At 70.3% G+C, this 26,137-nt stretch carries 21 protein-coding genes and 1 pseudogene; 9 read left to right on the top strand and 13 right to left on the bottom strand.

All coding sequences use genetic code 11. The annotated features are described in order from the left end of the window. Window positions 1-92: 92 nt before the first annotated feature. Window positions 93-1,349, bottom strand: a complete 1,257-nt coding sequence (locus FGD71_RS05460; protein WP_162931039.1) for an ABC transporter substrate-binding protein — start codon at window positions 1,347-1,349, stop codon at window positions 93-95. Window positions 1,350-1,643: 294 nt separating this feature from the next. Between FGD71_RS05460 and FGD71_RS05465 the strand changes: the two genes are divergently transcribed. After that, complete coding sequence (locus tag FGD71_RS05465; protein WP_119099234.1) at window positions 1,644-2,429, top strand: FadR/GntR family transcriptional regulator; 786 nt, start codon at window positions 1,644-1,646, stop codon at window positions 2,427-2,429. A 135-nt stretch (window positions 2,430-2,564) separates the two neighbouring features. Here FGD71_RS05465 and FGD71_RS05470 read toward each other — a convergent pair whose 3' ends face one another. Then, window positions 2,565-3,773: a mandelate racemase/muconate lactonizing enzyme family protein gene (locus FGD71_RS05470; RefSeq protein WP_240436408.1), complete on the bottom strand. Its 1,209-nt coding sequence runs from the start codon at window positions 3,771-3,773 to the stop codon at window positions 2,565-2,567. Between the two features lie 185 nt (window positions 3,774-3,958). On the opposite strand from FGD71_RS05470, the gene FGD71_RS05475 reads away from it, so the two are divergent. Next, on the top strand, window positions 3,959-4,720 hold the full coding sequence (locus tag FGD71_RS05475; RefSeq protein WP_162931040.1) for an SDR family NAD(P)-dependent oxidoreductase: 762 nt from the start codon (window positions 3,959-3,961) through the stop codon (window positions 4,718-4,720). A gap of 151 nt (window positions 4,721-4,871) precedes the next feature. On the opposite strand, the gene FGD71_RS05480 is transcribed toward FGD71_RS05475, so the two are convergent. Beyond that, complete coding sequence (locus FGD71_RS05480; protein ID WP_119099290.1) at window positions 4,872-5,393, bottom strand: DinB family protein; 522 nt, start codon at window positions 5,391-5,393, stop codon at window positions 4,872-4,874. 174 nt (window positions 5,394-5,567) lie between these two features. Further along, the gene (locus FGD71_RS05485) at window positions 5,568-6,791 is read right to left on the bottom strand and encodes a DUF6777 domain-containing protein (protein ID WP_119099236.1); all 1,224 of its coding nucleotides are present in this window, start codon (window positions 6,789-6,791) and stop codon (window positions 5,568-5,570) included. 168 nt (window positions 6,792-6,959) lie between these two features. Between FGD71_RS05485 and FGD71_RS05490 the strand changes: the two genes are divergently transcribed. Further along, window positions 6,960-8,255, top strand: coding sequence for a streptophobe family protein (locus tag FGD71_RS05490; protein ID WP_119099237.1), 1,296 nt, complete (start codon window positions 6,960-6,962; stop codon window positions 8,253-8,255). A 30-nt stretch (window positions 8,256-8,285) separates the two neighbouring features. After that, entirely contained in the window at window positions 8,286-8,930 is a 645-nt protein-coding gene (locus FGD71_RS05495) for a class I SAM-dependent methyltransferase (RefSeq protein WP_119099238.1), read from the top strand. On the opposite strand, the gene FGD71_RS05500 is transcribed toward FGD71_RS05495, so the two are convergent. The 4 genes and pseudogenes from FGD71_RS05500 to FGD71_RS05515 form a co-directional block, all read right to left on the bottom strand. After that, complete coding sequence (locus FGD71_RS05500; protein ID WP_119099239.1) at window positions 8,927-9,958, bottom strand: serine/threonine-protein kinase; 1,032 nt, start codon at window positions 9,956-9,958, stop codon at window positions 8,927-8,929. The two genes, FGD71_RS05495 and FGD71_RS05500, sit on opposite strands and share 4 nt — an antisense overlap. Further along, window positions 9,958-10,431: pseudogene (locus tag FGD71_RS47260) on the bottom strand (hypothetical protein); the annotation flags it as partial. The gene FGD71_RS05500 and the pseudogene FGD71_RS47260, both read right to left, overlap by 1 nt. 778 nt (window positions 10,432-11,209) lie before the next feature. After that, on the bottom strand, window positions 11,210-13,555 hold the full coding sequence (locus FGD71_RS05510) for an FHA domain-containing protein (RefSeq protein ID WP_119099240.1): 2,346 nt from the start codon (window positions 13,553-13,555) through the stop codon (window positions 11,210-11,212). Between the two features lie 89 nt (window positions 13,556-13,644). Next, entirely contained in the window at window positions 13,645-14,055 is a 411-nt protein-coding gene (locus tag FGD71_RS05515) for a hypothetical protein (RefSeq protein WP_119099241.1), read from the bottom strand. Window positions 14,056-14,537: 482 nt separating this feature from the next. On the opposite strand from FGD71_RS05515, the gene FGD71_RS05520 reads away from it, so the two are divergent. Further along, a complete protein-coding gene (locus FGD71_RS05520; protein WP_119099242.1) occupies window positions 14,538-14,837 on the top strand; it encodes a DUF1905 domain-containing protein in 300 nt (99 codons plus the stop codon). On the opposite strand, the gene mgrA is transcribed toward FGD71_RS05520, so the two are convergent. Then, window positions 14,827-15,816: an L-glyceraldehyde 3-phosphate reductase gene (gene mgrA / locus FGD71_RS05525; protein ID WP_119099243.1), complete on the bottom strand. Its 990-nt coding sequence runs from the start codon at window positions 15,814-15,816 to the stop codon at window positions 14,827-14,829. The two genes, FGD71_RS05520 and mgrA, sit on opposite strands and share 11 nt — an antisense overlap. Before the next feature lie 104 nt (window positions 15,817-15,920). Here mgrA and FGD71_RS05530 point away from each other — a divergent pair, with 104 nt between their 5' ends. The 3 genes from FGD71_RS05530 (at window position 15,921) to FGD71_RS05540 (ending at window position 19,026) form a co-directional block, all read left to right on the top strand. Further along, entirely contained in the window at window positions 15,921-16,799 is an 879-nt protein-coding gene (locus FGD71_RS05530) for a LysR family transcriptional regulator (protein WP_119099244.1), read from the top strand. A gap of 170 nt (window positions 16,800-16,969) precedes the next feature. Then, a complete protein-coding gene (locus FGD71_RS05535; protein WP_119099245.1) occupies window positions 16,970-18,157 on the top strand; it encodes a peptidoglycan recognition protein family protein in 1,188 nt (395 codons plus the stop codon). A gap of 158 nt (window positions 18,158-18,315) precedes the next feature. Beyond that, window positions 18,316-19,026, top strand: a complete 711-nt coding sequence (locus FGD71_RS05540; RefSeq protein ID WP_119099246.1) for a dienelactone hydrolase family protein — start codon at window positions 18,316-18,318, stop codon at window positions 19,024-19,026. A gap of 26 nt (window positions 19,027-19,052) precedes the next feature. Here the strand turns inward: FGD71_RS05540 and FGD71_RS05545 are convergent, their stop codons facing one another. Together FGD71_RS05545 and FGD71_RS05550 are read right to left on the bottom strand one after the other, a co-directional pair. Then, window positions 19,053-20,426, bottom strand: coding sequence for a phosphoinositide-specific phospholipase C-related protein (locus tag FGD71_RS05545; RefSeq protein ID WP_119099247.1), 1,374 nt, complete (start codon window positions 20,424-20,426; stop codon window positions 19,053-19,055). A 90-nt stretch (window positions 20,427-20,516) separates the two neighbouring features. Next, entirely contained in the window at window positions 20,517-21,617 is a 1,101-nt protein-coding gene (locus FGD71_RS05550; protein WP_119099248.1) for an acyl-CoA dehydrogenase family protein, read from the bottom strand. Between the two features lie 94 nt (window positions 21,618-21,711). On the opposite strand from FGD71_RS05550, the gene FGD71_RS05555 reads away from it, so the two are divergent. After that, entirely contained in the window at window positions 21,712-22,887 is a 1,176-nt protein-coding gene (locus FGD71_RS05555) for an acyl-CoA dehydrogenase family protein (protein WP_119099249.1), read from the top strand. A 62-nt stretch (window positions 22,888-22,949) separates the two neighbouring features. Here FGD71_RS05555 and FGD71_RS05560 read toward each other — a convergent pair whose 3' ends face one another. Together FGD71_RS05560 and FGD71_RS05565 are read right to left on the bottom strand one after the other, a co-directional pair. Continuing rightward, the gene (locus FGD71_RS05560; RefSeq protein ID WP_205571098.1) at window positions 22,950-24,542 is read right to left on the bottom strand and encodes a CocE/NonD family hydrolase; all 1,593 of its coding nucleotides are present in this window, start codon (window positions 24,540-24,542) and stop codon (window positions 22,950-22,952) included. A 20-nt stretch (window positions 24,543-24,562) separates the two neighbouring features. Then, window positions 24,563-25,963: a CitMHS family transporter gene (locus FGD71_RS05565; RefSeq protein ID WP_181359128.1), complete on the bottom strand. Its 1,401-nt coding sequence runs from the start codon at window positions 25,961-25,963 to the stop codon at window positions 24,563-24,565. Window positions 25,964-26,137 lie beyond the last annotated feature (174 nt).

Below are 26,137 nucleotides of genomic sequence, written 5' to 3' on the forward strand. Positions count from 1 at the left end.
GCCGGTCCGCCGCTGCGGCGCGTGCCCGCCGCAGCGGCGGCCGGTTTCCCCCGGGGGAGACGGTGCCACCGGCAGGAGGTGCGGTGACACCGCTAGCCATGGGCCGCGTCCCGGACCTTGGGCGCCGCGTCGGACAGGGCCTTGTCCGGTGCGGTCAGGTTGGACACGACGGAGGAGAGCATGGTCTGCAACTCGACCGAGACCTTCGGGTAGTTGGGCGAGACCGGCCGCTGGACGGCCACCTTGGCCACCTTCTCGACCTCGCGGTAGTACGGCGCTTCCTTGAACAGCTCCGGGCTGTACGCGGCCGACACCGACGGCGGGTTGCCCGCCTTCAGCGCCCGGTCGATCTGGACGTCCTTGCTGGTGAGGTACTGGATCAGCTTCCAGGCGGCCGCCGAGTGGGTGCTCTTGGAGTTGATCGCCAGCATCTCCGTGCCGAGTGTGCCGCCCTTGCCGGCGAACGGCACGAAGCCGACCTTGCCCTCGGTGGGCGTGCCCTTGGTGGTGGAGAAGACGAACGGCCAGTTGATCGCGAACGCCGCCTGACCGGAACTGAACGCCTGCTGGACCTCGCCCTCCTTCCAGCCGGTGACCGCGCTGGGTGCGATCTTGTACTTGCGGATGAGGTCGTCCATGAACTGCAACGCCTGCTGGTTCTGCGGTGTGTCGAGGTTCTCGGGGTCGAGCTTGCCGCCGAAGCCGCCGGCGAGGGCCATGAACGCGGTGATCACGCCCTCGTACTTGGCGCCCTCGAAGGCCAGCCCGTACTTCAGCTTCGAGTCCTTCTTCATCGCCTCCTGAGCGGCGGTGACGAGTTCGTCGGGCGTCGTCGGGGGCGTCTTGACCAGGTCGGTGCGGTAGAAGAGGCCTTCGGTGTTGGCGAACCAGGGCACCGCGTAGGTCTTGCCCTCGTACTGGCCCGCGGTGAGTGAGGTCGGCAGGAACTTGGAGGTGTCCGCCTTCACCTTCGAAAGGTCGAGCAGCCAGCCGGACTTGGCGAAGGCGGCGCCGTAGATGCCGTCCAGCTTGAAGACGTCGGGGGCTCCTGAGCCCGCGACGAGCCGCTGCTGGATCTGTTGCTGGTACTGGGTGGCGTCGGTGGAGAGCACCTGCACCTTGACCTTGATCTTCGGGTTCGCCTTCTCGAACGCCTTGATCGCGGCGTTCGTGGCCTTGCCCTCCTCGCCCAGGCCGGTGAGAGCGACGTTGATCGTCTGCGTGCCGTCGGAGCTGGTCGAACCGCTTCCGCCGGTGCCGCAGGCGGCGATCAGGGAAACCGACGCCGCGAGCGCGAGTGCAGCGATGCGTCGGCGCGGTGTCCGTCCTGGCGAAGTGGAGGCTCTCATGTCCCGACCTTTCTCGGAGCGCGGCGCATGGTCGTCTGCATGCGGTGACAGCGCAGTCTGGTCTAACTGGTCAGACCAGACTGCCCGCGGGGCACACCTTCCCATCGCGGTCCGGGAGCGTCAAGGCAGTGGGCGCAAGTTGTGGAGGGCCGCGAGGACGCCCGGATACCCGCCAGGGAGTGACGGGTTGGGCGAGTTCTGCGACCGTATGGAGGCCGGTCCCTTGCCTCACTTGCGGTCTTACCGGTCTATCCTGGCCACGGACACCGTCGCCCTCGAGAGGACTGGACACCCATGGCATCGGACTTCTCGGCGAAGGCCGGCGCCCGGCCGCTCTATCCGAACCAGGACGCCGTGCTGACCCAGCTGGAGCGCCGGATCCTGAGCGGGGCGCTGAAGGTCGGCGACCGGCTGCCGTCCGAGCGCACTCTGTGCGCCGAGTACAACGTCAGCCGGCCGGTGATCCGGGAGGTACTGCGGGGTCTGCAGGAACGCGGCTACATCGAGATCCACCCCGGTCGCGGCTCGTTCGTACGGGCCGTGGGGGCGAGCGACCTGGCGCGGCCTCTGGCGCGGATGGCACAGCGCACCGGAGTCACGCCGAGGGATCTGGTCACCGCACGCACCATGCTGGAGTGCGAGGCGGCGGCGATGGCCGCGTCACGCGGCACCGACGAGCAGATCGATCTCGTGCGGCAGGCCTTGGAGGCTCATCAGGCGGCCCAGGATCTGTCCACCCTCGCCCGCTCCGACCTCGCCTTCCACGAGGCGGTGGCACACGCCGGCGGAAACCCGGTGATCGCGGTGATGTTCGGTTCCATCCGCACCCTGGTCTACGGGCTCATGCTGCGCAGCCTGAGCGACCGGGAGGTCCTGGCGGCCGGCGACCCGTGGCACCAGACGATCTACGAGGGCATCGCGCGCCGGGATCCCGAGGCGGCGCGAGCCGCGATGGCGGAGCATCTGCGACTGGCGCTGGACTTCTACGGCGCGGACCTGGACACGCCTCTGGACGACGTGCTGGCGCGGCGGGGTATCCAAGTCGCCCGGCTGGACGACGAGTTGGCGGGCTTCGGCTGAGCAACTGAGCCCGTGCGGCGGCCGATCCCGTCCAGTGGCTGAACCCGCCCAGTGGCTGAACCCGTGGCAGCGGCTCAAACCGTCCAATGACTGAGGAAGAGTTCGAAGAGTCCCAAGGGTGACCTGGGCTTGCGGTCACCCGCCCGCGTCCAGCCGGGACATCCGGCGCCACGTGTGCGCGGACTCGAGGTACTCCGCACGCAGCGCGATCCCCAGCCCGGGTGTGGTCGTCGGCGCCACCCGCCCGTCGGTCGGCACGGGCAGCCCCTCGGCCATGAGCCCGTACCAGCTGTGATGGAAGGCGCGTACGGTCTCGGCGATCAGCCCGTTCGGCTGACTCGCGACGAATTCGACGCAGGTGGCGAACGACACCGGCCCGGTGCAGTCGTGCGGCGCGACGGCGACGCCGTAGGTGTCGGCCAGCGCGGCAACCTTCCGTGCCTCGGTCAGCCCGCCCGCCCAGCTGATGTCGATGATGGCCACGTCGATCGCGCCGCTCTCCAACAGCGGCTTGAACGCCCGGCGGCCGGCGAGCGTCTCCCCCGTCGCGATCGGCACCGAGGTGCGCGCGCGCAGACTGCGGTAGCCGTCGACGCCGTCGGGCCGCAACGGATCCTCCACCCAGAAAGGTTCGATGTCCTCCAGCGCGGTCAGGATCTCGACGGCGGCCCTGACCGACCACAGTCCGTGCAGTTCGACGAGGATGTCCATGCGATCGCCCGCGGCGCCGCGAATCTCCTCCAGCACCTTCATGCCCTGCCGGATGTCCGCCGGTGAGACGTGCAGCCCGCCGGTCCGCTCCGCGGCGGAGTCGAACGGCCAGACCTTCATCGCCGTGATCCCCTCCTCCAGCAGGGACCGCGCCAGCTCGCCGGGACGGTGGAGGAAGGCCTCCAGGTCCTCGTAGCGGTCGGACTCCTCAGCCAGCCCCCAGTTGGCCGAGGACTGGCGCCCCTCGTCGCGGATGTAGCCGGTGCCCGCGCAGGTGTTGTAGACGCGCAGCGACTCCTGCGCCGGACCGCCCAGCAGCACCGCCACCGGCAACCCCGCGCGCTTGCCGAGCAGATCCCAGAGCGCGATGTCCACCGCCCCGTTGCCGCGCGTCTCCGCCCCCGAACCGCCGAAACCGACGTACGGCGCGAGCAGTCGGGCCACCCTCTCGGGAGCCGGATCCACCAGACCGAGCAGCACGGGAGCAACCGACTCATGGAGGTACGCCTCTACGGCCTCGGCCCCCCAGAAGGTCTCGCCCAGCCCCTGCATCCCGTCGGACGTATGGAGGAGGACCTGGCAGACGTTGGGCTGGACTGCCGACCGCACGGTTTCCAGGGCGGTGATGCGCATGAACGGCCTCCATCTGGTCATGCCGGTCTTACCAGTCAGCCTGGAGCCTGACCGAGAGTTCGCCCGGCGTCAAGCGCGCCTCTCGGGCACAGGGACCCTGACGCACCTCTTGACACGCTGCGGGAGAAAGCGGCAGAAAGAGAGGGCTGGCGGTCAGACCAGTTAGACCGAAGAGAGGACAGCGGGTGCTCCAGGATCTCGTCGGACGACAAGTCGCCATCACCGGCGGTGTCGGCGACATCGGCCTCGCCATCGGGTACGAACTCGCCTCCCGAGGCGCCGACGTCGTACTGATCGACATCGTCGACGAGCCCGAGGCCGCCGCCCGCATCGCCGGCCTCGGACAGGTCGCGGGTACTCTGCGCTACGACATCGCGGACACCACCGACCCGGACGCCCTCACGGCCGCGCTGGCCCGCGTGGCCGGCCTGGACACGGCGATCGGCAACGCGGGCATCGTCCGCTCGTCCCCGTTCCTCAAGATCACGCCCGACGACTGGCAGGCCCAGCTGGACGTCAACCTCACCGGCGTCTTCCACCTGACCCAGGCGGCGGCGCGCCAGATGGTCGCCGCCGGCACCGAGGGCCGCATCGTCCTCACCGGCTCATGGATCGGCTCCGTGCCATGGCCAGAGACCACGGCGTACTCCGTTTCCAAGGCCGGCCTGGAAATGCTCGCGCGCTCCGCCGCCCTCGAACTGGCCCCCCACCGCATCCGCGTCAACGTCCTCGCCCCCGGCATCGTCGACGCCGGCATGGCCGCCCGCCAGTACCGCGAGGAACCGCAGTACCGCGCGCGCGTGGACCGGGCCATTCCACTGGGCGAACTGCAGTCCCTCAGGCAGGTCGCCCAGGCCGCGGGGATGCTGTGCTCCCCGGCGGCCGACTACCTGACCGGCACAGTGTTGCTGGCGGACGGCGGGTGCTCGCTGCTCGCGGGGACCTGACGGCCGGCCGAGGACGACGGCGGACAGCGCCCGTACGGGTGCGCGCTCCGACCGGATGTATGACCGGGAACTGATCGATACTCGGCACGGGGGCAGCGTCACCAAGCGGTTCCTGCATGAGCGGATCCTGGTGAGGCGTGTGTAACGGGGGCTACTGGCCGACCCGTCCGTCGATCCGCTCGCGGAGGAAGTCCGCGTGGCCCATGTGCCGGGCGTACTCCTCGATCATGTGGACGAGCACCTCGCGGAGGGCGATCGGTTCGCCTCCGTTGTCGCCGGCGACCTCGAGGTCGGCGGCCTCTTCCACGAACTGCTCCGCGAAAGCGACCTCGGTCCGCCAGTTCTCCCACGCCTGCGCCACGACCTCGGGGTCGGGCACCGCACCGTTGAAGTCCGCGTTCGGGTCGGCCTCGGTGCGGTAGAGCCGGGGCACGTCCTGGCGCGCCATGACCCGCCGGAACCAGCTGCGTTCCGTCTCGGCGAGGTGGCGGACGAGGCCCAGCAGCGACAGGTTGGACGGCTCCACGGAGCGCCTGGCCATGGCCTCGGCGTCGAGCCCGGCGCACTTCATCTCCAGCGTCAGCCGGTAGTCGCTCAGATACGCGACGAGCGTGGCGCGCTCCCCCACGTATCCGCCGTCACTGCGCGGATCGTCATCGGGATGGAGGAACATGTCCCACCACCCGAAGGTGCGCTCCACCTTCCCGGGCGACCCGTCCGGCTGTGCTTCCTTCTCGGGCTCTGGCTGAAGGGTGTTGGCCATGGTGTGAGCTTCGGGGAACGGCGTGGGATCCGCCACCGGTTTTGTCGCGGTGTCACGTCCGGCCGGCTCAGGGCCGCGGGGCTGTCACGGCTGACTCCGGGGGCTGTTGGCGAGCGCCGACTCGGTCGTCGGGTCGGAGGGCTCCACCGGCGCGGGCTCGGACGGCGGAGACTCCGTCTTCGGCGACTGAGTCTTCGGGGACTCGGTTTCCGGTGACGGCGTGGACGGAGACGACGGCGGCAGCGAACTCACCGACGGGGACGGCCGCTTCACGGGTGGATCGGTCTTCCTGTCCTTGCCGCCCGTGTCGCCCCTGCGCCGCGCGATCCATGCGCCGCTGTCCGGATCGTAGATGACGAAGATGTTGATGACCTGCGCCGCGGGCGAGACGACCACGACGTCCGACGGCCGGTACGACGGCCACGAGTCGCCCGTCCTCTTGGGCGTGCCCTTCTGCGCGACCGGCGGCCGCAGCGGGTTTCCGCAGGCGCAGCGCACGCGGGGCACGCCGCGGTCGTCGACGAGGACGGCGGTGCCGGCCTGGAGGACCGCCTGGTAGCTGGTGGCGGCGCCGTCGCGATAACCGTGGTTGGTGACACGGGTGTCCATCCGCAGCTGTACGGGGGTGAGCGAGCGCAGGTAGCGGGGCACGGTGGAAGGCTCGATGCCCGGCACGGAGGCGAAGGCCCTGTTCTTGGCCGGTGCCGCCTGGAGTGCGCTGATCTGCCTCTCCACGTCGCAGCTGGCCACCTCACGTGTACCGCCGTAGAGGCCGGGGGCCGAACCGTCCACGCCGTGCGTCACGTTGGCGGACTGAGAGGTGCCTGTCGGCGAGGGCGTCTGCGGCACGGTCGAGTTGTCTCGTGCCGTCGACTGCGTGTACGGGTCGGGCCCCGCCTTGCCCGCGGCCTGCAGGAAGACCTCGCTGCCGGAGTTCGAGGCGCCGTCGGGGCGGGTGAAGAGCAGGCCCAGGGTCACCGCGGCGATGGCCAGGACGGCGATGACCGCGACGCGGGGTCCCGATTTCCACCACGGGCGGCCACCTCCGCCTCCGGGGCCGTGTCCGTCACCCGAGCTGTGTCCGTCACCGGGGCCGTGCTCGCCCGGGCCGGTCGGACCGCCAGGCCCGGAAGGACCGCCGGGGCCCGGAGGACCGCCTCCCGTGCCGTCGGCCCCCTCCCCGCCGCCCGACGGGCCCGACGGGCCGCGATCGCCCGACGACGGCCCGGAACTCGGCCGGGAAGGACCCGACAGCGGGCCGGAGGGTGGTCCGGTGGGGCGGTCGGAGGGCGGCGGTTCGGTGCTCACTAGCTCTTCTTCCCGACGTAGGGGATCCTGCGGCGGCATTTCACGTGATAACTAACGCTTTGCACATGCCCGAGGACATTGTGTGCTTCAGTCCTGTGCCGCTCGCAAGCTGACGCGGTCGGCCCTCCCTGGCAGGCGCGCCGCCGGAGCCCTGCCTAGCGTTGCAGCGTGAGCCACCAGACACCCGCTGACCAGGCAGTGGCCCGCCGAGGCCCGGCCGGCCCCCGCCATGGCTGGATCGACGCCCTCGCGACGGTCCTGGCCGCGCTGATCGTCATGGCCGTGATCGCCTCGCTCGGACTGTGGGCGGCGGGGGCGGCGGATCTGCCGGACGGCGCGTTTCCCCGCGTCGTCGCCGCCACCGTGGTGGTGGCGGTCGGCGGCTCGGTCGAGTTCGCGGGCAACGCCGGTTTCCTCGCCGAGACACACGCCGACATGACCGTGATCCCCCTGTCCGTGACGCTCGCCGGAGTCATGGTCATCACCGCCGGATTCCTCCGGCCGCTGCGCCACCGGGCCGTCGCCGGCGCCTCCGAACTCGCGGGCTGGGCCGCCCGGGTCGCGGTCCTGTGGCTCCTTGCCCTGACCGCCGTCGGGCTGTCGGCCCGCCAGACCTTCGAGATCCCGCTCGGCGACGAGACCCTCGGCGACATCGGCGAGCTGCTCGACGCGACGCCCCGGGTGGGCTTCAGGGCCGACGTGCCGGTGACGCTGGCCCTCGGGCTGCTCTGGCTCGCGGGGGTACTGGTCCTCGCGCTGCTGGTCTCCCGGAAGGCTCCGCTGCCGGCCCGGATGCTGCGTTTCCAGGAGTCGGTGCGGCCGGCCGCGTTCGCCATGGTCATGCTGCTGCTCGCGTGCGTCGCCGTGGGGCTCGTCATCGCTCTGGTCGTCGCGGCCACGCGCGGTCATGCCGTCGAGACGTTCGCGGTGATCCTCCTCGGGCTCCCCAACCTCGTCTGGCTCGTCTTCACCATCGGCCTGGGCGCCACGTGGGAGGGCCACGTGGAGGGGCCGTTCGGGCTGCCCATGCCGCAGCTGCTGGACACCGTGCTGCGGACGCCGGACATCTCCACGCTCAACCTGCGGACACTGGCCGAGCAGGACGGCAGAGTGTGGTGGCTGATCGTCGTCGACGCCGTGCTGCTCCTGGCCGCGGCCTTCCTCATGGCCGCCCGCTCCCCGGCCCGGATGCACGCCTGGCAGCACGCTCTGCACATGATGGTCGCCCTCGTGCTCACCGTGCTCACGGTCTGCCTCGTCTGCCGCATCTCCGCGCACTACGGCATGTCCCTCCTCGGCATCGGTGACCTCGGCGGCGAGCTGTCCGGCGACCTGCTGCTGCGGCCACGGCTGTGGACCGCGCTGGGATTCGCCGCGCTCTGGGGGCTGGTGACCGGTTTCCTGGGCGGCCTGCTCGCCTCACGCGTGCACCGGCGGGGCGAGGTCGGCGGTACGCCCGTCTGAGTCCCCGGAGAGGTACTACGGTACGTCTCCATGATCGAGCCGGACTTCCTTCACACGACCCGAACGGCGTACGACTCCGTCGCCGTCCAGTACGCCGAACTCTTCGCGAACGCACTCGACGACTATCCGTTGGACCGGGCGATGCTCTCCGCATTCGCCGACCTCGTGCGGGCGGACGGCGCGGGGACGGTCGCCGACGTCGGCTGTGGTCCGGGCCATGTGACCGCGCTGCTACACAGGCTCGGGCTGACCGCGTTCGGCGTGGACCTCTCCGCGGAGATGATCGCCATCGCCCGTGCGGCGCATCCGGAGCTGCGGTTCGACGTGGGTTCGATGACCGCGCTGGCCCTCGAGGACGGTGAGCTCGGCGGGGTCCTCGCCCGGTACTCGATCATCCACACCCCGCCGGAGCGGCTGCCGGAGGTGTTCGCCGAGTTCCACCGGGTGCTGGTGCCCGGCGGCCATCTGCTGCTCGCGTTCCCGGCGCACGACAAGCCTTCGGAGCTTGCGGAGGCCTTCGACCACAAGGTGGCGCTCGCCTACCGCTGGTCCCCCGACCCCGTGGCCGAACTGCTGCGCGAAACCGGGCTCCTCCAAGTGGCCCGTATGGTCCGAGAGCCGGAGGAGAACGAACGGGCCTTTCAACAGGCCCACCTGCTTGTCCGTAAGGCCTAGGACGACTGCGGGCTCCGGGCCTCTCCGGTAGCCGGGGAACGGGGGAAGACCGGCAGGGCCCAGCGGGGCGGTGCGGGCGGTGGGTCCGGGTGGTGGGGATTCCCGGCGACCCCGAAATCCATCTCGGTCGGGGGGTGATCCGTCGCCGGGGCTCTCGTCGCTGCCGTACGCAGCGCGGCCACGAAGGCGAGACAGGAGTCGTAGCGGTCGTCGGGGCTCTTGGCCAGGGCCCTCGCCAGTACGGCGTCGGCGGGCGCGGCGATGTCGGGGCGCGCCTCGGTCAGGCGGGGCGGCAGGTCGTACTGGTGGGCCCAGAGCAACGCCATGTCGTCGTCGCGCTGGAAGGGCGGCCGGCCGACCAGTGCCTCGTGGACGACGCAGGCGAGGCTGTAGACGTCGCAACGGCCGTCGACGGGGCGGCCGGAGATCTGCTCCGGCGCCACGTAGTCGAGCGTGCCGACGAACTGGCCGACCGTCGTGAATCCCGTGAGCGACAGCGACTTCTTCGTGAGGCCGAAGTCGGTGAGGTAGACGTGCTCGGGGTGGTCACTGTCCGTGCCCTGGGCGACCAGGATGTTGCCCGGTTTGACGTCCCGGTGGACCAGACCGTGATCGTGGGCGGCGTCCAGCGCGGACGCCACCTGGCCGACGATCCGGGTGACCGCCGCGATGGGCAGCGGGCCCTCGCGGTCGAGCAGATGACGCAGGTCGCGGCCGGACACGTACCGCATGGCGATGTACAGGACGCCGTCCGTCTCGCCCGCCTCGAAGACCGGCACGATGTGCGGATGGTCGATCGCGGCGGCCACCCGCGACTCGTGAGTGAAGCGTTTGCGGAAGGTGTCGTTGCGGGCCAGTTCCGGGGCGAGCAGTTTGAGCGCGACCGTCCGGTCGAGGCGCAGGTCTTTGGCCCGGTACACCACGGCCATCCCTCCACGGCCGATCTCGGACTCGATCCGGTAGCCCGCGATCTGCCGACCGATGAGGTCGGAGGGCCGCCCCGAGTGCGGACTCGTGTCGTGCGGCATCAGGCCTCACCGTCACCCGTCACGGGCCGTGTGACGGCGCGCCCCACGCCGTCCCCGCCCTGCGCAGCCTCCGGTCCGCCCTTCCGACCGGGGTCCTCCCCGCCCTGCGCCGACTCCGGCCCGTCCGCCGGATCCGGCCCCTCCACGACCCGCGTCGGCTCCACTCCGTCCCGACCACCGGGATCCTCCAGGGCCTGCCTCGACTCCGGGCCGACCCCACCACCAGCACCGTCGACCACCTGCGTCCGCCCCGGCCCAGAACCACCGGCATCCTCCACGGTCGGCTTCGGCTCCGGACCAGCCGTGGGATCCGGCCCCTCCACGACCCGCGTCGGCTCCACTCCGTCCCGACCACCGGGATCCTCCAGGGCCTGCCTCGACTCCGGGCCGACCCCACCACCAGCACTCTCGAGCACCTGTGTCGACTCCCGCCCAGCACCACCGGCATCCCCGACCACCGGCGTCGGCTCCCGNTCTCGAGCACCTGTGTCGACTCCCGCCCAGCACCACCGGCATCCCCGACCACCGGCGTCGGCTCCCGCCCGGCCCCACCACCGGCACCCTCCACAACCTGCGTCGGCTTCGGTCCGGTCACGCCACCGGCGTCACCCACGACCTGCGTCGGCTCCCGCCCGCGCCCAGCGGAGGCAGGCGGCTCCGGTTCGGAGGCGGCGGACGGTGCTGGTGCCGGCGTGGGTTGAGCGGGCGCTGCGGGCGGTTCCTGGCCCGGCGCGGCGGGCGGCTCTCGATCGGGCGTGGCAGACGGGGGCTGCGGTGTGGCGTACGTGCTCAAGCGTGTGCCGTCGCAGTACACCCACCGCTCATGCTCGGCCTCGTACAGCCACACGGCCTCCCCGTCGACCACGATCCCGACCCGCAGGCCCTGTGTGCGGCCGCGGAACGTCTCCCCGTCGAAGCGCCCGTCCGTCAGCTCCTCGACCGCCTGCCGGTAGCGCCCCAGCCCCTCCTCGACGCGGGCGAGCAGCGGGCGCGGATCCGCCGTGCGGGCCGGCGGTCGGCCCGGGACGGGTGGCTCGTGGGGTACGGCGAGCAGCAGGCGGCCGTCGACCCACGCCGACCAGCCGTTGGCGCAGACGATGTGCCCCCAATCGCCGCGCCGGTCGACCAGCTCGACCGGCAGCAGCGCGTCGAGCGGAAAGGTGGGCCGGCTCGGGTCCGGGGCCTCCCAGGCGGGCATGCCGTCCTGGGGTACGACATGCGTGGGGCGGAAGCCGGGAGTCGTCATCGCACCTACTTCCGCATGACCTCGGGTTCGCGCCGCCGAAGCAGCCGTGCGACCAGGTATCCGAAGAGGACCGCCAGGACGACGAGCATGCCCAGGTTCAGCAGCCACACCCACGCCTCGTGCCGGAACAGCGGGTCGGCGGTCAGGTCGCCGGGCACGATCCGGGCCAGACCGACGGTGCCCGCCATCGCGCCGAGCGCCCACCGCGACGGCACCAGCCACGACAGCTGCTCGAGGCCGGGCACGCCGTCCAGCTTCAGCAGCGCCCCGCAGAAGACGACCTGGACGATGGCGAGGAGCACGAGCAGGGGCATCGTCACCTCCTCCTTGCGCACCAACGCCGAGACGAGGAGGCCGAGCGTCATCGCCGCGAAGGCGAGCAGCGCGACCGCGACCGTGATCTCCACAAGGGGCGGCATGAGCACTCCCTCGCCGCCGGGCGCGTTCAGATCGACGCCCAGCAGCGCCACGAGGGTGAGTACGACGGCCTGCAGCACGGTGACTGTGCCGAGAACGGCGACCTTGGACATCAGATAGGCCGATCTGGACAGGCCGACGGCACGCTCACGCTGGTAGATCACGCGTTCCTTCACCAGCTCCCGTACGGCGTTGGCCGCGCCCGTGAGGACTCCGCCCACGCACAGGATGAGCAGTGCGTTCATGGCGGTCTCCTGGGTGAGCCGGCTTCCGGCGAGGGCCCGGGCCATCACGCCCATCACGAACGGCAGGGCGATCATGATGACGAGGAAGGTCCGGTCGGCGGACAGCGCGGCCGCGTACCGGCGCACCAGCGTGCGCACCTGAGCTCCCCAGCTCTGCGACTTGGGCGGTGGCCCGACGGCTTCGGCGCGGGCGGGCCGCGGAAGGTGCGGCTGCACGCTTGAGTTGGTGATGTAGTGCCGGTGGAACGGCGAGTCTCGGTACTCCCCGGCCCAGTCGCGGTCGCGGTCCCGTTCGAAGGCCTCGAACGCCTCGGGCCACTGCTCGAAGCCGAAGAAGGCGAGGGCGTCGTCCGGCATCCCGTAGTAGGCGATCCTGCCGCCGGGCGCGAGCACGAGCAGCCGGTCGCAGACGTCGAGGCTGAGCACGCTGTGGGTGACCACGATGACGGTCCGCCCGTCGTCGGCCAGGCCGCGCAGCATGTGCATCACGGAGCGGTCCATGCCGGGGTCGAGGCCGGACGTCGGTTCGTCGAGGAAGAGCAGCGACGGCTTGGTCAGCAGTTCCAGGGCCACGCTGACGCGCTTGCGCTGGCCGCCCGACAGACTGTGGATGGGCTGCCCGGCGCGCTGTTCCAGGCCCAGCTCACGGATCACCTCCTCGACCCGCGCCCGGCGCTCGGCCTTCGCGGTGTCCTGCGGGAAGCGCAGCTCGGCGGCGTACGTGAGGGCCCGTCGCACGGTGAGCTGGGGGTGCAGGATGTCGTCCTGCGGTACGAGGCCGATGCGCTGGCGCAGCTCGGCGTAGTCGCGGTAGAGGTCCCGGCCGTCGTAGAGGACCGTGCCCCGGTCGGCGGGACGCTGCCCGGTCAGCGCGTTCAGCAGTGTGGACTTTCCCGCGCCGCTGGGGCCGACCACGGCGAGCAGACATTTCTCGCCGACGGGAAAGGAGACCTCGCCCAGGAGCGTCTTGCGGCCCCGGTCGACGGCGACCGTCAGATCCTGCACGTCGAGCGAGATCTCGCCGGTGTCGACGTACTCCTGCAACTGGTCACCGACCAGGCAGAACGCCGAGTGGCCGATTCCCACGATGTCGCCCTGCTCGATGAGGGCGCGCGTCACCGGCTGCCCGTTGAGGAATGTGCCGTTGTGGCTGTCCAGGTCGACGATCTCGTACGTACCGTCCGGGTGGGCGCGCAGCTCCGCGTGCCGTCGGGAGACGATCAGATCGTCGACCACCAGGTCGTTGTCGCCGCCGCGGCCGATACGGATCGTGCGGGCGGTGTGCGCGGGCAGCGGGCGTACCGTCGTGGGCTGCCGGAAGGTGCCCGTGGCGGCGGGCGCGGAGACGGCGGACGGGCGCTCGGGGGCGGGCGGCCGGGGGCGGCTCGTGAGCACGGCGCTCGGGCCGTCGGCGGGACTGCCGAAGCGGAGGACGCTGCCGGGACCGACGTCCCAGGCGCGAACGCGGCGCCCATCGGCGTACGTACCGTTCGTACTGTTCTCGTCCTCGAGTGTCCAGTGGTCGTTCTCGGGCCGCAGTACCGCGTGGTGCCAGGAGACCCGGGCGTCATCGATGACGATGTCGCTCAGCGGATCGCGTCCCACGCGATAGTGACGGCTCGGGCTCATCAGCGTGGAACTCGTGTCGGTTTCGAGAACGAGTTCGGGCGCAGTCGACCGCTCTCCCATGCCCGAATTCTATCTATTCGCCCATATGTGTGCCTGGTCGGCGGCATCCTAGGCCCGAGCACCGGGCACGGAGGGCGAGCGGTCTGGCGTCAGGCGGCCGGGACCGACAGCACGGGGATCGTCCGCTGCATGCGCAGCGCGTCGACAGATTCCGCCAGCAGCTCGTACTCGGTGGTGTCGTCGCTGGTGGCGATGCGGACGAGTCGCCCGGCGGCCAACTCGTCGGCCACCAGCTCCTGTTGCGCAGTGTCGCCGCACCACGCGCGCAGCTCGCCCGACACGTCCGGTACGGTGTCCGCGACGGGCGCCATCGAGTTCGACGGGAAGTACGGCGCCTCGGGATCCGGGTCGAGCCGCTCGGCGATCCACGAGGCCCGGTCCCGTAACCACCACAGCGCCAGCGCCAGGGTGGGCGCCCGATAGGTTCCCAGAGGTACGCCGATCCGCCGGCCACCACATATGCCGTACGCCGTGACATGACATAAGAACTCGTCGTGCACGATCTCTCCCCCGTTGCCCGGCCTGCCGCCGGTCCGGCCTCTCTTTCCCTGCGTTGTGCTGGTCGTGCACGATGGGGCGGCTCGGCCGCGGCCGAGTGAGTTCAGCATTGCGAGCGCTCAGGACTCGAGTCCTCAGGATTCGAGAGCTCAGAATCCGAGTATCGCCACTCTTGACACTCTGTCACCATGCCATTCCAGCCAGTCTCCTGGCATATTCATGGCCTGGGTTGGCTGAAACGATTCGGTACCCGTGCTCCGACGCCTCCGACCTGCCCTTTCATACGGCACACACCGGCAGAGGGGGACACCGCCGGGTGGGCGCCGGAAGGCAGCGACATCGACTTTCGACGACGTCAGCGGGCACGATGGAATCACCGATGAGTTTTTCCGCTCCCGGCAGTCTGCCCAGGTAGGAGATCACCGGAAGGTACCCGCCAAAGAGGCGGGCACCCCCGGAACGATCACAGAGAGCGGAGGCCGCCATGAACAGCGCCGACACAGTGGGCAGGGAACTCAATCAGGAATTCTCCGCCGTGCTGCGGAAAAGCCCCAGCAAAGGTGGCTGGACCTATCTGGTCTGGCCCGAATCCGTCGCCTTCTTCGGCACGCGGGGGCTCGTCAGGGTCCGTGGAACGATCGACGGCCACCACTTCCGCAGCTCCTTCATGGCCATGGGCGACGGCACCCACAAACTGCCCGTGAAGGCCGACGTGCGTCAGGCGATCGGGAAGGAGGAGGGCGACACCGTGATCGTGCGCCTGGAGGAGCAGCTCATGGCTTGATGATCGCGTCGATCTTGGCCAGCTCGTCCGCGTCGAAGTCCAGGTTGCGGGCGGCCGTCACGCTGTCCTCCAGCTGCCGTGCGCTGCTCGCGCCGACGAGGGCGGAGGTGACACGACCGCCGCGCAGTACCCAGGCCAGGGCCATCTGGGCCAGGGTCTGACCGCGCGACTTGGCGATGTCGTCGAGGGCGCGCAGTTGCCGTACCAGGTCCTCGGTCACCGTGTCCGCGTTCAGGAAGGGGCTGTCGCTCGCGGCACGCGAGTCCTCCGGGATGCCGTCGAGATAGCGGCCGGTGAGCAGTCCCTGCTCCAGCGGCGAGTAGGCGATGGACCCGATCTCCAGCTCGTCGAGCGTGTCCAGGAGCCCGTCCTCGGGGCGGCGGTCGAGCATCGAGTAGCGCGGCTGGTGGATCAGCAGCGGCGTCCCCAACTCGTTCAGGATGCGGGCGGCTTCACGCGTCTGCTCGGGCGAATAGTTCGACACGCCGACATACAGCGCCTTGCCCTGCACGACCGCCGAGTGCAGGGCGCCCATCGTCTCCTCGAGCGGCGTCTCCGGGTCGGGACGGTGCGAGTAGAAGATGTCGACGTAGTCGAGGCCCATACGGGTCAGGCTCTGGTCGAGCGAGGACAGCAGGTACTTGCGCGAGCCCCATTCGCCGTACGGGCCCGGCCACATCAGGTAGCCGGCCTTGGTGGAGATGACCAACTCATCCCGGTGCGACCCGAAATCCGCCTTCAGCGCCTCTCCGAGAGCCGACTCGGCGGCGCCGGGCGGCGGCCCGTAGTTGTTGGCCAGGTCGAAGTGGTTGACACCCAGGTCGAAGCCGCGGCGCAGGATCTGCCGCTGGGTCTCGACCGGCCGGTCGGGACCGAAGTTGTGCCACAGGCCGAGCGACAGCGCGGGGAGCTTCAGGCCGCTGCGTCCGGTGCGCCGGTAGGGCATGTCCGCGTAACGGTCGGGATGTGCGGTGTACACGCGTACTCCTGAAGTGCCGGGAACCAGGTCTCCACTCTCGCCTGCACAGGGGCAGCGGTCCAACAGAAGAATCGGATGGGATTCAGCGGCTACGCTTCTCAATCATGGAACTGCGCCACCTTCAGCACTTCGTCGCCGTCGCCGAGGACCGGCACTTCACCCGGGCCGCGGAACGGCTGATGGTGTCGCAATCGGGGCTTTCGGCCTCGATCCGCGCACTGGAGCGGGAGTTGCGGGCTCCGCTGTTCGTGCGCACGACGCGCCGGGTCACCCTCACCGAGGCGGGGCGCGCCCTGCTGGTCGAGGCCGAGCGGATCCTCGCACAGGTCCGGGCGGCCCACGACGCCGTGGCCGCGGTGCAGGGCGTACTGCGCGGCACGCTCGCCCTGGGCACCGAACAGTGCATCGCCGGAGTGTGCGTCGCCCCGCTCCTCGCCACGTTCCGGCGACAGCACCCGGACGTCGAGATCCGACTGCGGCAGGCGGGCTCCGGCGCGCTGGCCGAGGAGGTCGCGGCCGGACGCCTCGACCTCGCCTTCGCGGTGACGACGCGCCCCGACAGCGACCAGCTGCGCTGCCTGCCGCTGACCAGTGAGCCGATGACCGTGCTGTGCCATCCGACGCACCGCCTCGCGGGCGGCGGAGCGGTCACCCCGGAGGACCTGGGCGGCGAGGACTTCGTCGACTTCCACCCCGACTGGGGTCCCCGCCGCACCACGGACGCGGTCTTCGCGGCCGCGGGCGTGCACCGCACGGTGGCCCTCGAGGTCAACGACGTGCACGGTCTGCTGGATCTGGTCCAGGAGGGCCTCGGAATCGCCGTCGTGCCACGCCACTTCGGCCACAAGCGCGAGGCCAGTGGCCTCGCCGCGCTTCCCCTGAAGGACACCGCCGAGACGTCGTACGAGACGGTGGCCATGCTCCCGCCCGCGGACGCGACCAGTCCGGCGGCCATCGCGTTCATGGCGCTGCTCGACAGCTGAACGGGGCAACCGGTGGGGTGGTTGCCAAGGTGTCGATCAGAGCGCGTACTCTTCCTTGCGACTTCAAGTGCTGTCCGCCGGGCAGAACGCAGAACTACGTGTGCTCGCTTGCGGGTTGCCCGGGACGTACCACCAAGAACGTTGCAACGAACGTTTAAAGGACTCCCCCCATGGCCACTCCCCCCACCTCTCCTTCCTCTTCGCCTTCCTCCTCTCCCGACCCCTCCTCCGCGCCCTCGCACCGGGCCAAGTCCCGCGTCACGCGCCGCGGTCTGATCGGCGCCGCCGGCGCCGTCGCCGCCGGTGCGGTGGTCACCCCCGCCGTCATGGCGGCCACCTCGTCCGACGACTCGTCCGGGTCCGACGGCGCGAGCGGCTCCGACAAGCCGGGGACCACCAAGAAGGCCTTCCCCACCACCCGCTCCAAGGCGGCCACCGGCGAACAGCCCGTCGAGGCCGCCTTTCCCATCGCGTATGTCGGCATTCGCTGGAACGGGTCGAACTCCGCCGACGGCGGCGCGCTGAGACTGCGCGACGCCGATGGCAGCGAGGGCGCCTGGAAGCCGCTGAGCAAGAGCGGTTGCACGGTCGCCAACGGCGGCGCGCTGCTCGTGCCCACCGGCCAGGCCTCCGGGTACGAGGTGAGGTCGCCCGACGGCGCCACCGACGTACGCTCGCTCGCTCTCGACACCAAACAGGGCGCCAAGCGCGAGAAGGCCGTCCCCGCCGACACCACCCGCGTACGCGGTGTCGCCTATCTGTCACGCGCCGCCTGGGGCGCGGACGAGTCGCTGCGCTTCAAGGAGGACGGCACCGAGAACACGCCGACCGCCTACTACCCGTTCCAGACGATCACGGTGCACCACACCGTCACCGCCAACGACGACCCGGACCCGGCCGCCACGGTACGGGCCATCTACGAGCTCCACGCCATCACCAACGACTGGGGCGACATCGGCTACCACTTCCTCATCGACGCCGAAGGCCGTATCTACGAGGGCCGTTACTCCGGCGACGACGGCGTCCCCGCGCATGACGCGGACGGCAAGCTCGTGACCGCCTTCCACGTGGGCGGGTTCAACTCGGGCAACCTCGGCATCGCCCTGCTGGGCGACCTGACCTCGCAGGGCCCCTCGGACGCGGCCCGCGAGTCGCTGACCGGTCTGGTCCGCGCCCTCACTCGCCTGCACGGAGTCGATCCCACCGCCCAGGTCACGTACACCAACCCCGTCAACGGCACGACGAAGGAAGTGTCGGAGATCAGCGGTCACCGGGACTGGATGGACACGGAGTGCCCGGGCGAGACGATGTACGCGGAACTCGACCGCCTCCGCGAGGCGGTGAGCAGCTCTCGCTGAGAGGGACGCCTTCGGCGAAGGGCCTGGACACTTGGCGGTCGGCCGAAGCTGTACGCAGCCTCGGCCGACCGCGGCGCTTCGTCGGCGGGGGTGCCTGCGGGCGCTTTGGCCGCCTCCGGCATGCTGGAGCCAAGATCGAGTGACAGGAGTGACGCGCCATGTCCGAGACGCCCAGGTCGACCGGGGCCCCCGCCCGTCAGAACGTGACCTTCCCCAGTGGCGAGACCACCGCGCACGGCTATCTGGCGCTGCCGAGTTCCGGGCAGGGACCCGGCGTGCTCGTCATCCAGGAGTGGTGGGGTCTGACCGACCACATCGCGGATGTCGCCGACCGTCTGGCGGGGGAAGGCTTCGTGGCGCTCGCTCCCGATCTGTACGGCGGGAATGTCGCGCACGACAGCACCGAGGCGTTCCGCCTGATGAAGGACCTGCCGGTCCCTCGGGGTGTCGAGCTGCTCTCCGGCGCCGTCGACCACCTGCTGGCGCTTCCCGAGGTGACCTCGCAGACCATCGGCTCGGTCGGCTTCTGCATGGGTGGCGGCTTCGTCCTCTACCAGGCGGCCGTCGACTCGCGCGTCCGCGCGGCGGTCCCCTTCTACGGTGTCATCCAGGGCGAGGCACCCGACTTCTCCAAGCTCAAGGCCCAGGTCCTCGGCCACTTCGGCGAGCGCGACGCCGCCATTCCGGCCGACAGCATCGCCACCCTCCGCGCCACGATCGAGCAGCAGTCCGGTATCACCCCGGACTTCCGCCTCTACCCCGCCGACCACGCCTTCTTCAACGACGGCCGTCCCGAGGTCCACGACCCCGAGTCCTCGGCCCTGGCCTGGCGCAGCACCGTCGACTTCCTGCGCGCCCAACTGAGCTGAGCTTCCTCAGACTGAGCTGAGCTTCCTCAGTAGGTGTACGTGTTCAAGGTGGTCACCGCCGATGACGCGGAACCGAGGTCATAGCGGTCCACCGCAAGGAAGTTGGGCTTCTTGCGGGCGGCCGGCTGGCAGAAGCGCTGGGCCCGGTCGGTGAGTTTGGTGTTGTCGGTGGCGGCGGTGGACGTGATCGCGGCGTCGCGGAAGTGGTTCATGACGAAGAGCGGGCGGAAGGACGGCTCGGTGCGGGTCAGCGGGATGTTCGTGGCGGCGTCGTACCAGCGGCTGTAGCAGGACCAGTCGGAGCTGCCGACGCCCGATCCCATGGACCAGTAGTTCTCGACCGTCCACTCTCGCTGGTACATCACCCCGAAGCTGTCGCGCGTGAGGCCTGCGGCCTGGTCGGCGGATCGACTGTGGTCGGTGAAGAGGAGCAGGCGGTCGTTGTCGGCGATCAGGTCCGCCATGCGGGGCCAGCCGTTGGCGCGAACGCCCGTCCGGTCGGGGCGGTAGAGCACGTCGGACAGGCCGTTGACCCGGGCCAGTTCACTGCGCAGGACGCCCGGATCGACGTAGTCCTCCAGGAATACGGTGATGAACTCACCCGGGTTCTGTTTCAGGAAGTCCACCATGCGCTGCACATCCACCCACAGCGCGACCGGTCTGCTGACGAGCGTGCAGCTGTTGTGGCACAGAATCGCGCCGTCCGAGGTCTTGTGGATGTCCATCATGAAACCGCGTACGCCGTCGGTGAGTTGCTGATTGATGCCTCGGCTCTGGTTCGGCACCAGGTTCACGAAGGGCGGGGCGAAGCCGCCGTCGACGCCGTTCGCGTAGGCGTTGTGGGCCGTGAGGAACGTGACCTGGTCCAGGGTGCGTTGGTCCGGGGACGGTATCGGGCCGGCCGGGGAGGCCACCGGGGTGAGATACCAGGCGGCCAGGCCTCCGGCGGGGCCCACGACGAGCTGAGCGGGGTAGTTGGCGCCGGAAGGCTTCGCAGCCACGGTCAAGTACCGGTCGGCTCCGGGGACTTTGAGCGTGTACTGGTCGGCGCCGGCCGGCCGCACCTCCCACGCGGCATCGGCGCCGGCGCAGGCCACGGTTCTGGCCTGGTTTCCGATGCGGCCCAGGCAGCTGCCCGCCGTGTCGGTGCTCTCCAGCACGTACGACGTGCCGCTCGGGCGCAGCGTCCACTGCTGATGGTCCTCGTTGCCCTTGGGGTTGCGCTGGACGACCGCTCCCCCACTGTCGACGGCGTTCAGCCCTGTGGTCACGCTCTGTACGTAGTACGCGCCGGCGCCGGGGACCTCCGCGGAGAGCGCGGGCGAGGGGGCGATGAAGACGGTGGCCAGCGCCGCGCCGGCGGCGATGATGGCGAGCAGGGGGTGGTGCGTCCGGAGCATGGTTTCCCTTCCGCTGCACGGGGATGCGGCCACGAACCGGGTCAATTCCGCTGCGTGGCCGCGCAGTTGGCGTTCGGCATCTCGCGGATGTTATCGAGCCGCGGTGAGCCCCAGGTCGGCCGCGAGTCGGCCCCGGTGCCAGCTCGGCGAGCCGAAGAGATGGGCCGAGCCATGGGCGCGTTTGAAGTAGCGGTGGGCATCGTGCTCCCAGGTGATGCCGATACCGCCGTGCAGTTGGATCATCTCGCCCGCGACCGACGAAAAGGCCTCCGAGCAGGCGGACTTGGCGGCAGCGGCGCGGCGGCGCAGCTCCGCTGAACCCTCGTCGACGGCGAACGCGGCGCCCAGTGCGGCCGAGCGTGCCGACTCCACCCGTACGTAGGCGTCCGCGAGCCGGTGCTTCACCGCCTGGAAGGAGCCGATGGGGCGACCGAACTGGACGCGCTCTTTGGCGTAGGCGACCGTGACCTCCAGGCACCGCTCGGCGGCGCCGACCTGCTCGGCGGCGAGTGCCGTGCAGGCGATGTCCAGCACATGGCCGAGGATGCGCCCGCCGTCGCCCTCCCGGCCCACGATCCGGCCCTCGGCTTCCTGAAAGACAAGGCGCGTCTGAGGGCGGGTCTGATCCATGGTGACCGTCGGCCGATGGCGTAACCCCGGGTCATCGGTGGCGACTTGGAACAACGACACCCCCCGCGCCGTCCGTGCGGCCACGAGCAGCACACCGGACTCGGCCTCAGCCTGGCCCCCGGACTTCTCCCCGTGCAGCACGTGTTCCTTCGTGCCCGTGATCCGCCACACCGCACGCGGCCGCGGGGTCGCTTCGGCGCGGATGGCCGCCGGGTCCCAGGAACCGCTCTCGGCCCACGCCAGAGTCCCGACCGCCCCGCCCTCGGCGAGTGGCGGGAGCAGCCGCGCGCAGGCCGGTTCGTCGCCGGAGGAGAGGAGGGCCTGGATCGTCAGTACCGCGGATCCGAGGTACGGGACGGGGCTCAGTCGGCGCCCCAACTCCTCCATCACGACGTGGACTTCGCGGGCTCCGCACCCCGCGCCGCCGTACTCCTCGGGGACGGCGAGGCCCGCGATGCCGATCTGCCGAGTCAGGTGACGCCAGGCCGTCGCGCCCTCGTGCCGGTCGAGGACCGATCGCACGGCGGACCGCAGCTCTTCCTGTTCCTCCGTCAGCCTCACCCACCCCTCCTCTCCTTCCCTAACAATTGTTTGGTAGGTTATCGTGCGGGACATCGGCCGTCGAGGACGCCAACAGCCGTACGGAGAGCCGCCCATGAGCAGCGTCGAGGAGTTCCGTGCCGAGTTCCGGGCCTGGTTGCGCTCCCATCTGACCGGTGAGTTCGCGGGTCTGCGCGGGCGCGGAGGACCCGGGCGGGAACACGAGGCGTTCGCCGAACGCCTCGCCTGGGAGCGGCACATGGCGGCCGCCGGGTGGACGTGCGTCGGCTGGCCGAAGGAGTACGGCGGCCGAGGCGCGACTCTGGAGCAGCAGGTCGCCTTCCACGAGGAGTACGCCCTCGCCGACGCCCCCGCCCGGGTGGGTCACCTCGGCGAGCAGCTCCTCGGCCCCACTCTGATGGCCTTCGGTACGCCGGAGCAGCGCGAGCGCTTCCTCCCGCCGATCGTCACCGTCGAGGAGTTGTGGTGCCAGGGTTACAGCGAACCGGAGGCAGGCTCGGACCTGGCGAACGTACGAACCCGGGCCGAACTCGACGGTGACCGGTGGGTGGTCACCGGCCAGAAGATCTGGACCTCGCTCGCCCAGGAGTCCGACTGGTGCTTCGTCCTCGCCCGCACCGGGCCGCGGCCGCCCGGTTCCGCACGCCATGCCGGTCTGTCGTACCTCCTGGTTCCCCTCAACCAGCCCGGTGTCGACATCCGGCCGATCACCCAGCTGACGGGCACCTCCGAGTTCAACGAGGTGTTCTTCGACGGCGCCCGCACCCACACCTCCCATGTGGTCGGCGCGCCGGGCGAGGGCTGGAAGGTGGCGATGGCCACCCTGGGCTTCGAGCGAGGGGTGTCCACGCTCGGCCAACAGGTCGGCTTCCGGCGGGAGTTGGAGGCCGTCATCGAACTGGCCAAGGACAACGGCGCCGCCGCGGACCCCTTGATCCGAGACCGCATCGCCCGGGCCTGGACCGGCCTGGAGATCATCCGTTGCAACGCGCTGCGCATGCTCGACGGGGTGGCCGCCGGAGCACCGGGGCCCGAGGCATCGATCGGAAAGATCTTCTGGGCGACCTGGCACCGTCAACTCGGCGAACTCGCCATGGACGTCTGCGGCGCCGCCGGCATGGCGGCCGCCGGCGAGCCGTACGACCTGACCGGCTGGCAGCGGCTGTTCCTCTTCTCCCGTGCCGACACCATCTACGCCGGATCGAACGAGATCCAGCGCACCATCATCGCCGAGCGCGTCCTCGGCCTGCCGAAGGAGCCCCGCCCGTAACTCGGCGCTCGAACCGTACTCGTGGCGCGGACCGCACTCGCCGCTGAGGCCGCACTCGCTACTCAGAGCGTCCTGACCGTGAGGCGCAAGGTGGAACCGCCCGCGCCGGTTCTCACGCCGACCCGGCCCGCGGGCACGTCGGAGTCGATCTGCGGGTAGTCGTCGCTGGAGATGCGCAGCACCAGCCGGTGGCCCGCGGAGAGTCGGTAGTGGACCGGCCAGATGTGCACGCCGAGTGCGTAGGCGGTGCCTGGTTCCACCGGAGAGAGCCGAGTGTGGGTGGCGCGGTGGCTCGCCTTGAGCCAGCCTTCCGTGATCCGTGTGCTGGTGCCGTCGGGAGCCTGGTCGTACAGCACTGCCGCGATGTTGCCGTCGGCGGCGGTGAACGAGGCCCGGATGTCGGCCAGGCCGTCTCCGGCGAGCACCAGATCGTGGCGCAACGGCGGTGTGGTGAAGCGCAGTTGCTGGTGCTCCGCCGGGGGCGTCGTGCCGGTGTTGACATCGAACGCCGCCACGCCGGGGGCTGTTGCTCCGGGGCGCAGGGTTCCGTTCGCCCCGAGCCGGAGGGTGAGTGCCCGTGCGTCGCGCGGGGGCCATTGCTCGAACCGGTGCCAGCCCCTGCCCGCTCCGGGGCCGGGCACTTCGTAGGAGGTGACGTGGGTGGCCGGCAGCGGCGCGTCACGGTTGCGGGCCAGCCAGTGGTCCCACCAGGCGAGGTAGGCGCCGCTGCCGATACCCGCGTACTGGCCTTCGGGTGAGCCGTGTTCCCAGGGGCCCGATACGAGCCATACGTTGTGGGGGCGGGCTCGGTAGTTCTTGACCATGCCGTCGCGGTAGCGGTCGTACCAGCCGTTGATCTCCAGCGTGGGGACGGTGAGGTCCTCCCAGCGGGACATGACGCTGCGGGCCCGCCAGAAGTCGTCGTAGAGCGGGTGCTCGGCGTAGGTGCGGAGTGTGTCCGGTGCCACCGTCTGCTGCCATTCACGGATGCGCGGTGAGTAGATGCCGCCCCGATAGATGGTGTTCTCGTACCAGTCGTGCAGCGCGTTGACCGGGATGACGGCCTTCAGGTGGGGCGGCCGGTTCACCGCGGCCAGGAGGGTGGTGTGACCGCCGTAGCTCACGCCCATCTGCCCGATGCGGCCGGTGGAGGCGGGGTGGCGGGCGAGCCACTCGATGACGTCGTAGTTGTCGCGCTGCTCTTGCGGGCCGAACGGGTCGACGGTGCCCGGCGAGTCACCGGACCCTCGGACCTGGCACACGAGGGCGTTGTAGCCACGGCGCACGAAGTAGGCGGCACCGGCACCGAAGGACTCGGCAGCGTCGGCGTACGCGGTGTACTCGTACACGATGCCGGGGAAGGTGCCGGTGGCGGGCCGGGTCGCGGACGTTCCCGGTCGGTACAACTGGCCTGCCAGGTGGCCGCCGTCGCGGAGGGGCACCTTCACGTCCTCGCGTACGACCTCGTACCGCGCCGGACGGCTGTAGGAGAAGAACGGGCCGGGCGGGAGTTCTGGCCCGACGGCGGCGTCGGCAGAGGGCGCGGCGAACGCGGGGAACGGCAGTGCGGCGGTCAGGGGCGCCGCCAGAGCCAGGGAACACATGGCCCGCCGGGACAGCAGTGCCGGCTGCCGGCTCTCTCGTGGTGCACGCATGGTCGCTCCTGGGTGCTGTGTCAGAGGGAGAAGGCGCCGGTGACGAGTGCTCCGACGGTCATGACGAGGGTGGTGGCGAAGGCCCAGCGGAAGATGAAGCGCTGGTGTTCGCCGAGCTGTACACCGCTCATGCCGACCAGGATGAACGTGGAGGCGGTGAGCGGGCTGAGCGGGAATCCGGTGGTCATCTGGCCGAGGATGGCGGCCCTGGCGACCTCGGCCGGGGGGACTCCGAAGCCGTCGGCGGTGTGGCCGAGGACGGGGAGTACGCCGAAGTAGTAGGCGTCCGGGGTGAAGACCAGGCTGAGCGGCATGGACGTGAGGGCCACCAGAACGGGCAGATGTCCGCCGAGCGAGTCGGGGATGACGGAGACGAGCGCCTCGGCCATGGAGTCGATCATCTTGGTGCCGGTGAGGACGCCCGTGAGGACACCGGCGGCGAAGATCATCGTGGTGACCAGGACCACGCTCTTGGCGTGCTTGTCCAGCAGCGCCTGCTGCTGTTCCCAGGTGGGGTGGTTGACCAGCATGGCGACGGCGAACCCGAGCACGAACAGCACGGGCAGCGGCATCACTTCGAGGATCAGACCGACGACGAGGGCGATGGTGAGCACCAGGTTGAACACGGTCAACCAGGCAGGGGCGGCGGGAGCGGCGGTGGCCGGTATCCGGAGGGTTCCCGGCCCCTCCCCCGCGGCGGCCGGCCGCGCCTGCGGTGCCTTCTCATCATCAGCGTCGTCGACGACGTCGTCGCCGCCGCGCTCTTCCGTACGGCCTTCCGTAAGACCGTGGCCCTGCGGGTCGAGCGTGCCCAGGCGGCGGCGCTCCCGACGGCCGATCAGGTACGAGGCCACCAGCACCCAGACGATGCCGAAAGCCATCGCCGGCAGGACCGGCGTGAAGACCTCGGAACTCTCCAGTTTCAGCGCCGCCATGGCCCGCACGGTCGGGCCGCCCCAGGGAACCATGTTCATGACTCCCGCACCCAGGCAGACGACCCCGGTCAGCACCAGCGGGCTCATGCCGAGTCGCTTGTAGACCGGCAGCAGGGCGGAGACGGTGATGAGGAACGTCGAGGCACCGTCACCGTCCAGTGCCACGCACATCGTGAGGACGGCCGTGCCGACCGTGATGCGCAACGGGTCGTTGCGGACCACGCGCAGGATGCCGCGGATCAACGGATCGAAGAGACCCGCGTCCACCATGAGGCTGAAGTACAGGACGGCGAAGGCGATCATGATGCCCGTGGGGGCCACCGTGGTCAGCCCCTCGAGGACGAGCTCGCCCAGCTCGTCGCCGAAGCCGCCGACCAGCGCCGCCAGCACCGGGAGCAGGACCAGGGCGACCAGAACCGAGACACGCTTCGTCATGGTCAGCAACAAGAAGAGGCCGATCGTGGAATAGCCCAGGGCTGCCAGCATGGCGTCGGCTCGCTTTCTCGGGGAACGGCTCCTGGCGGCGGGGAACAGAAGTCCGGCCTGGAGCACCGGTGTCGCGGGAGAGTTTCCGAGCCGTGACAGATCGGTGTCCAGCATCGAACCGGGATCAACTCATGCGATCTCAGCATCAATGCCGGAGCGTGTGCCTATCCTCCG

Origin of the sequence: Streptomyces sporangiiformans, assembly GCF_005768555.2 — a bacterium.
Classification (GTDB): Bacteria; Actinomycetota; Actinomycetes; order Streptomycetales; family Streptomycetaceae; genus Streptomyces; species Streptomyces sporangiiformans.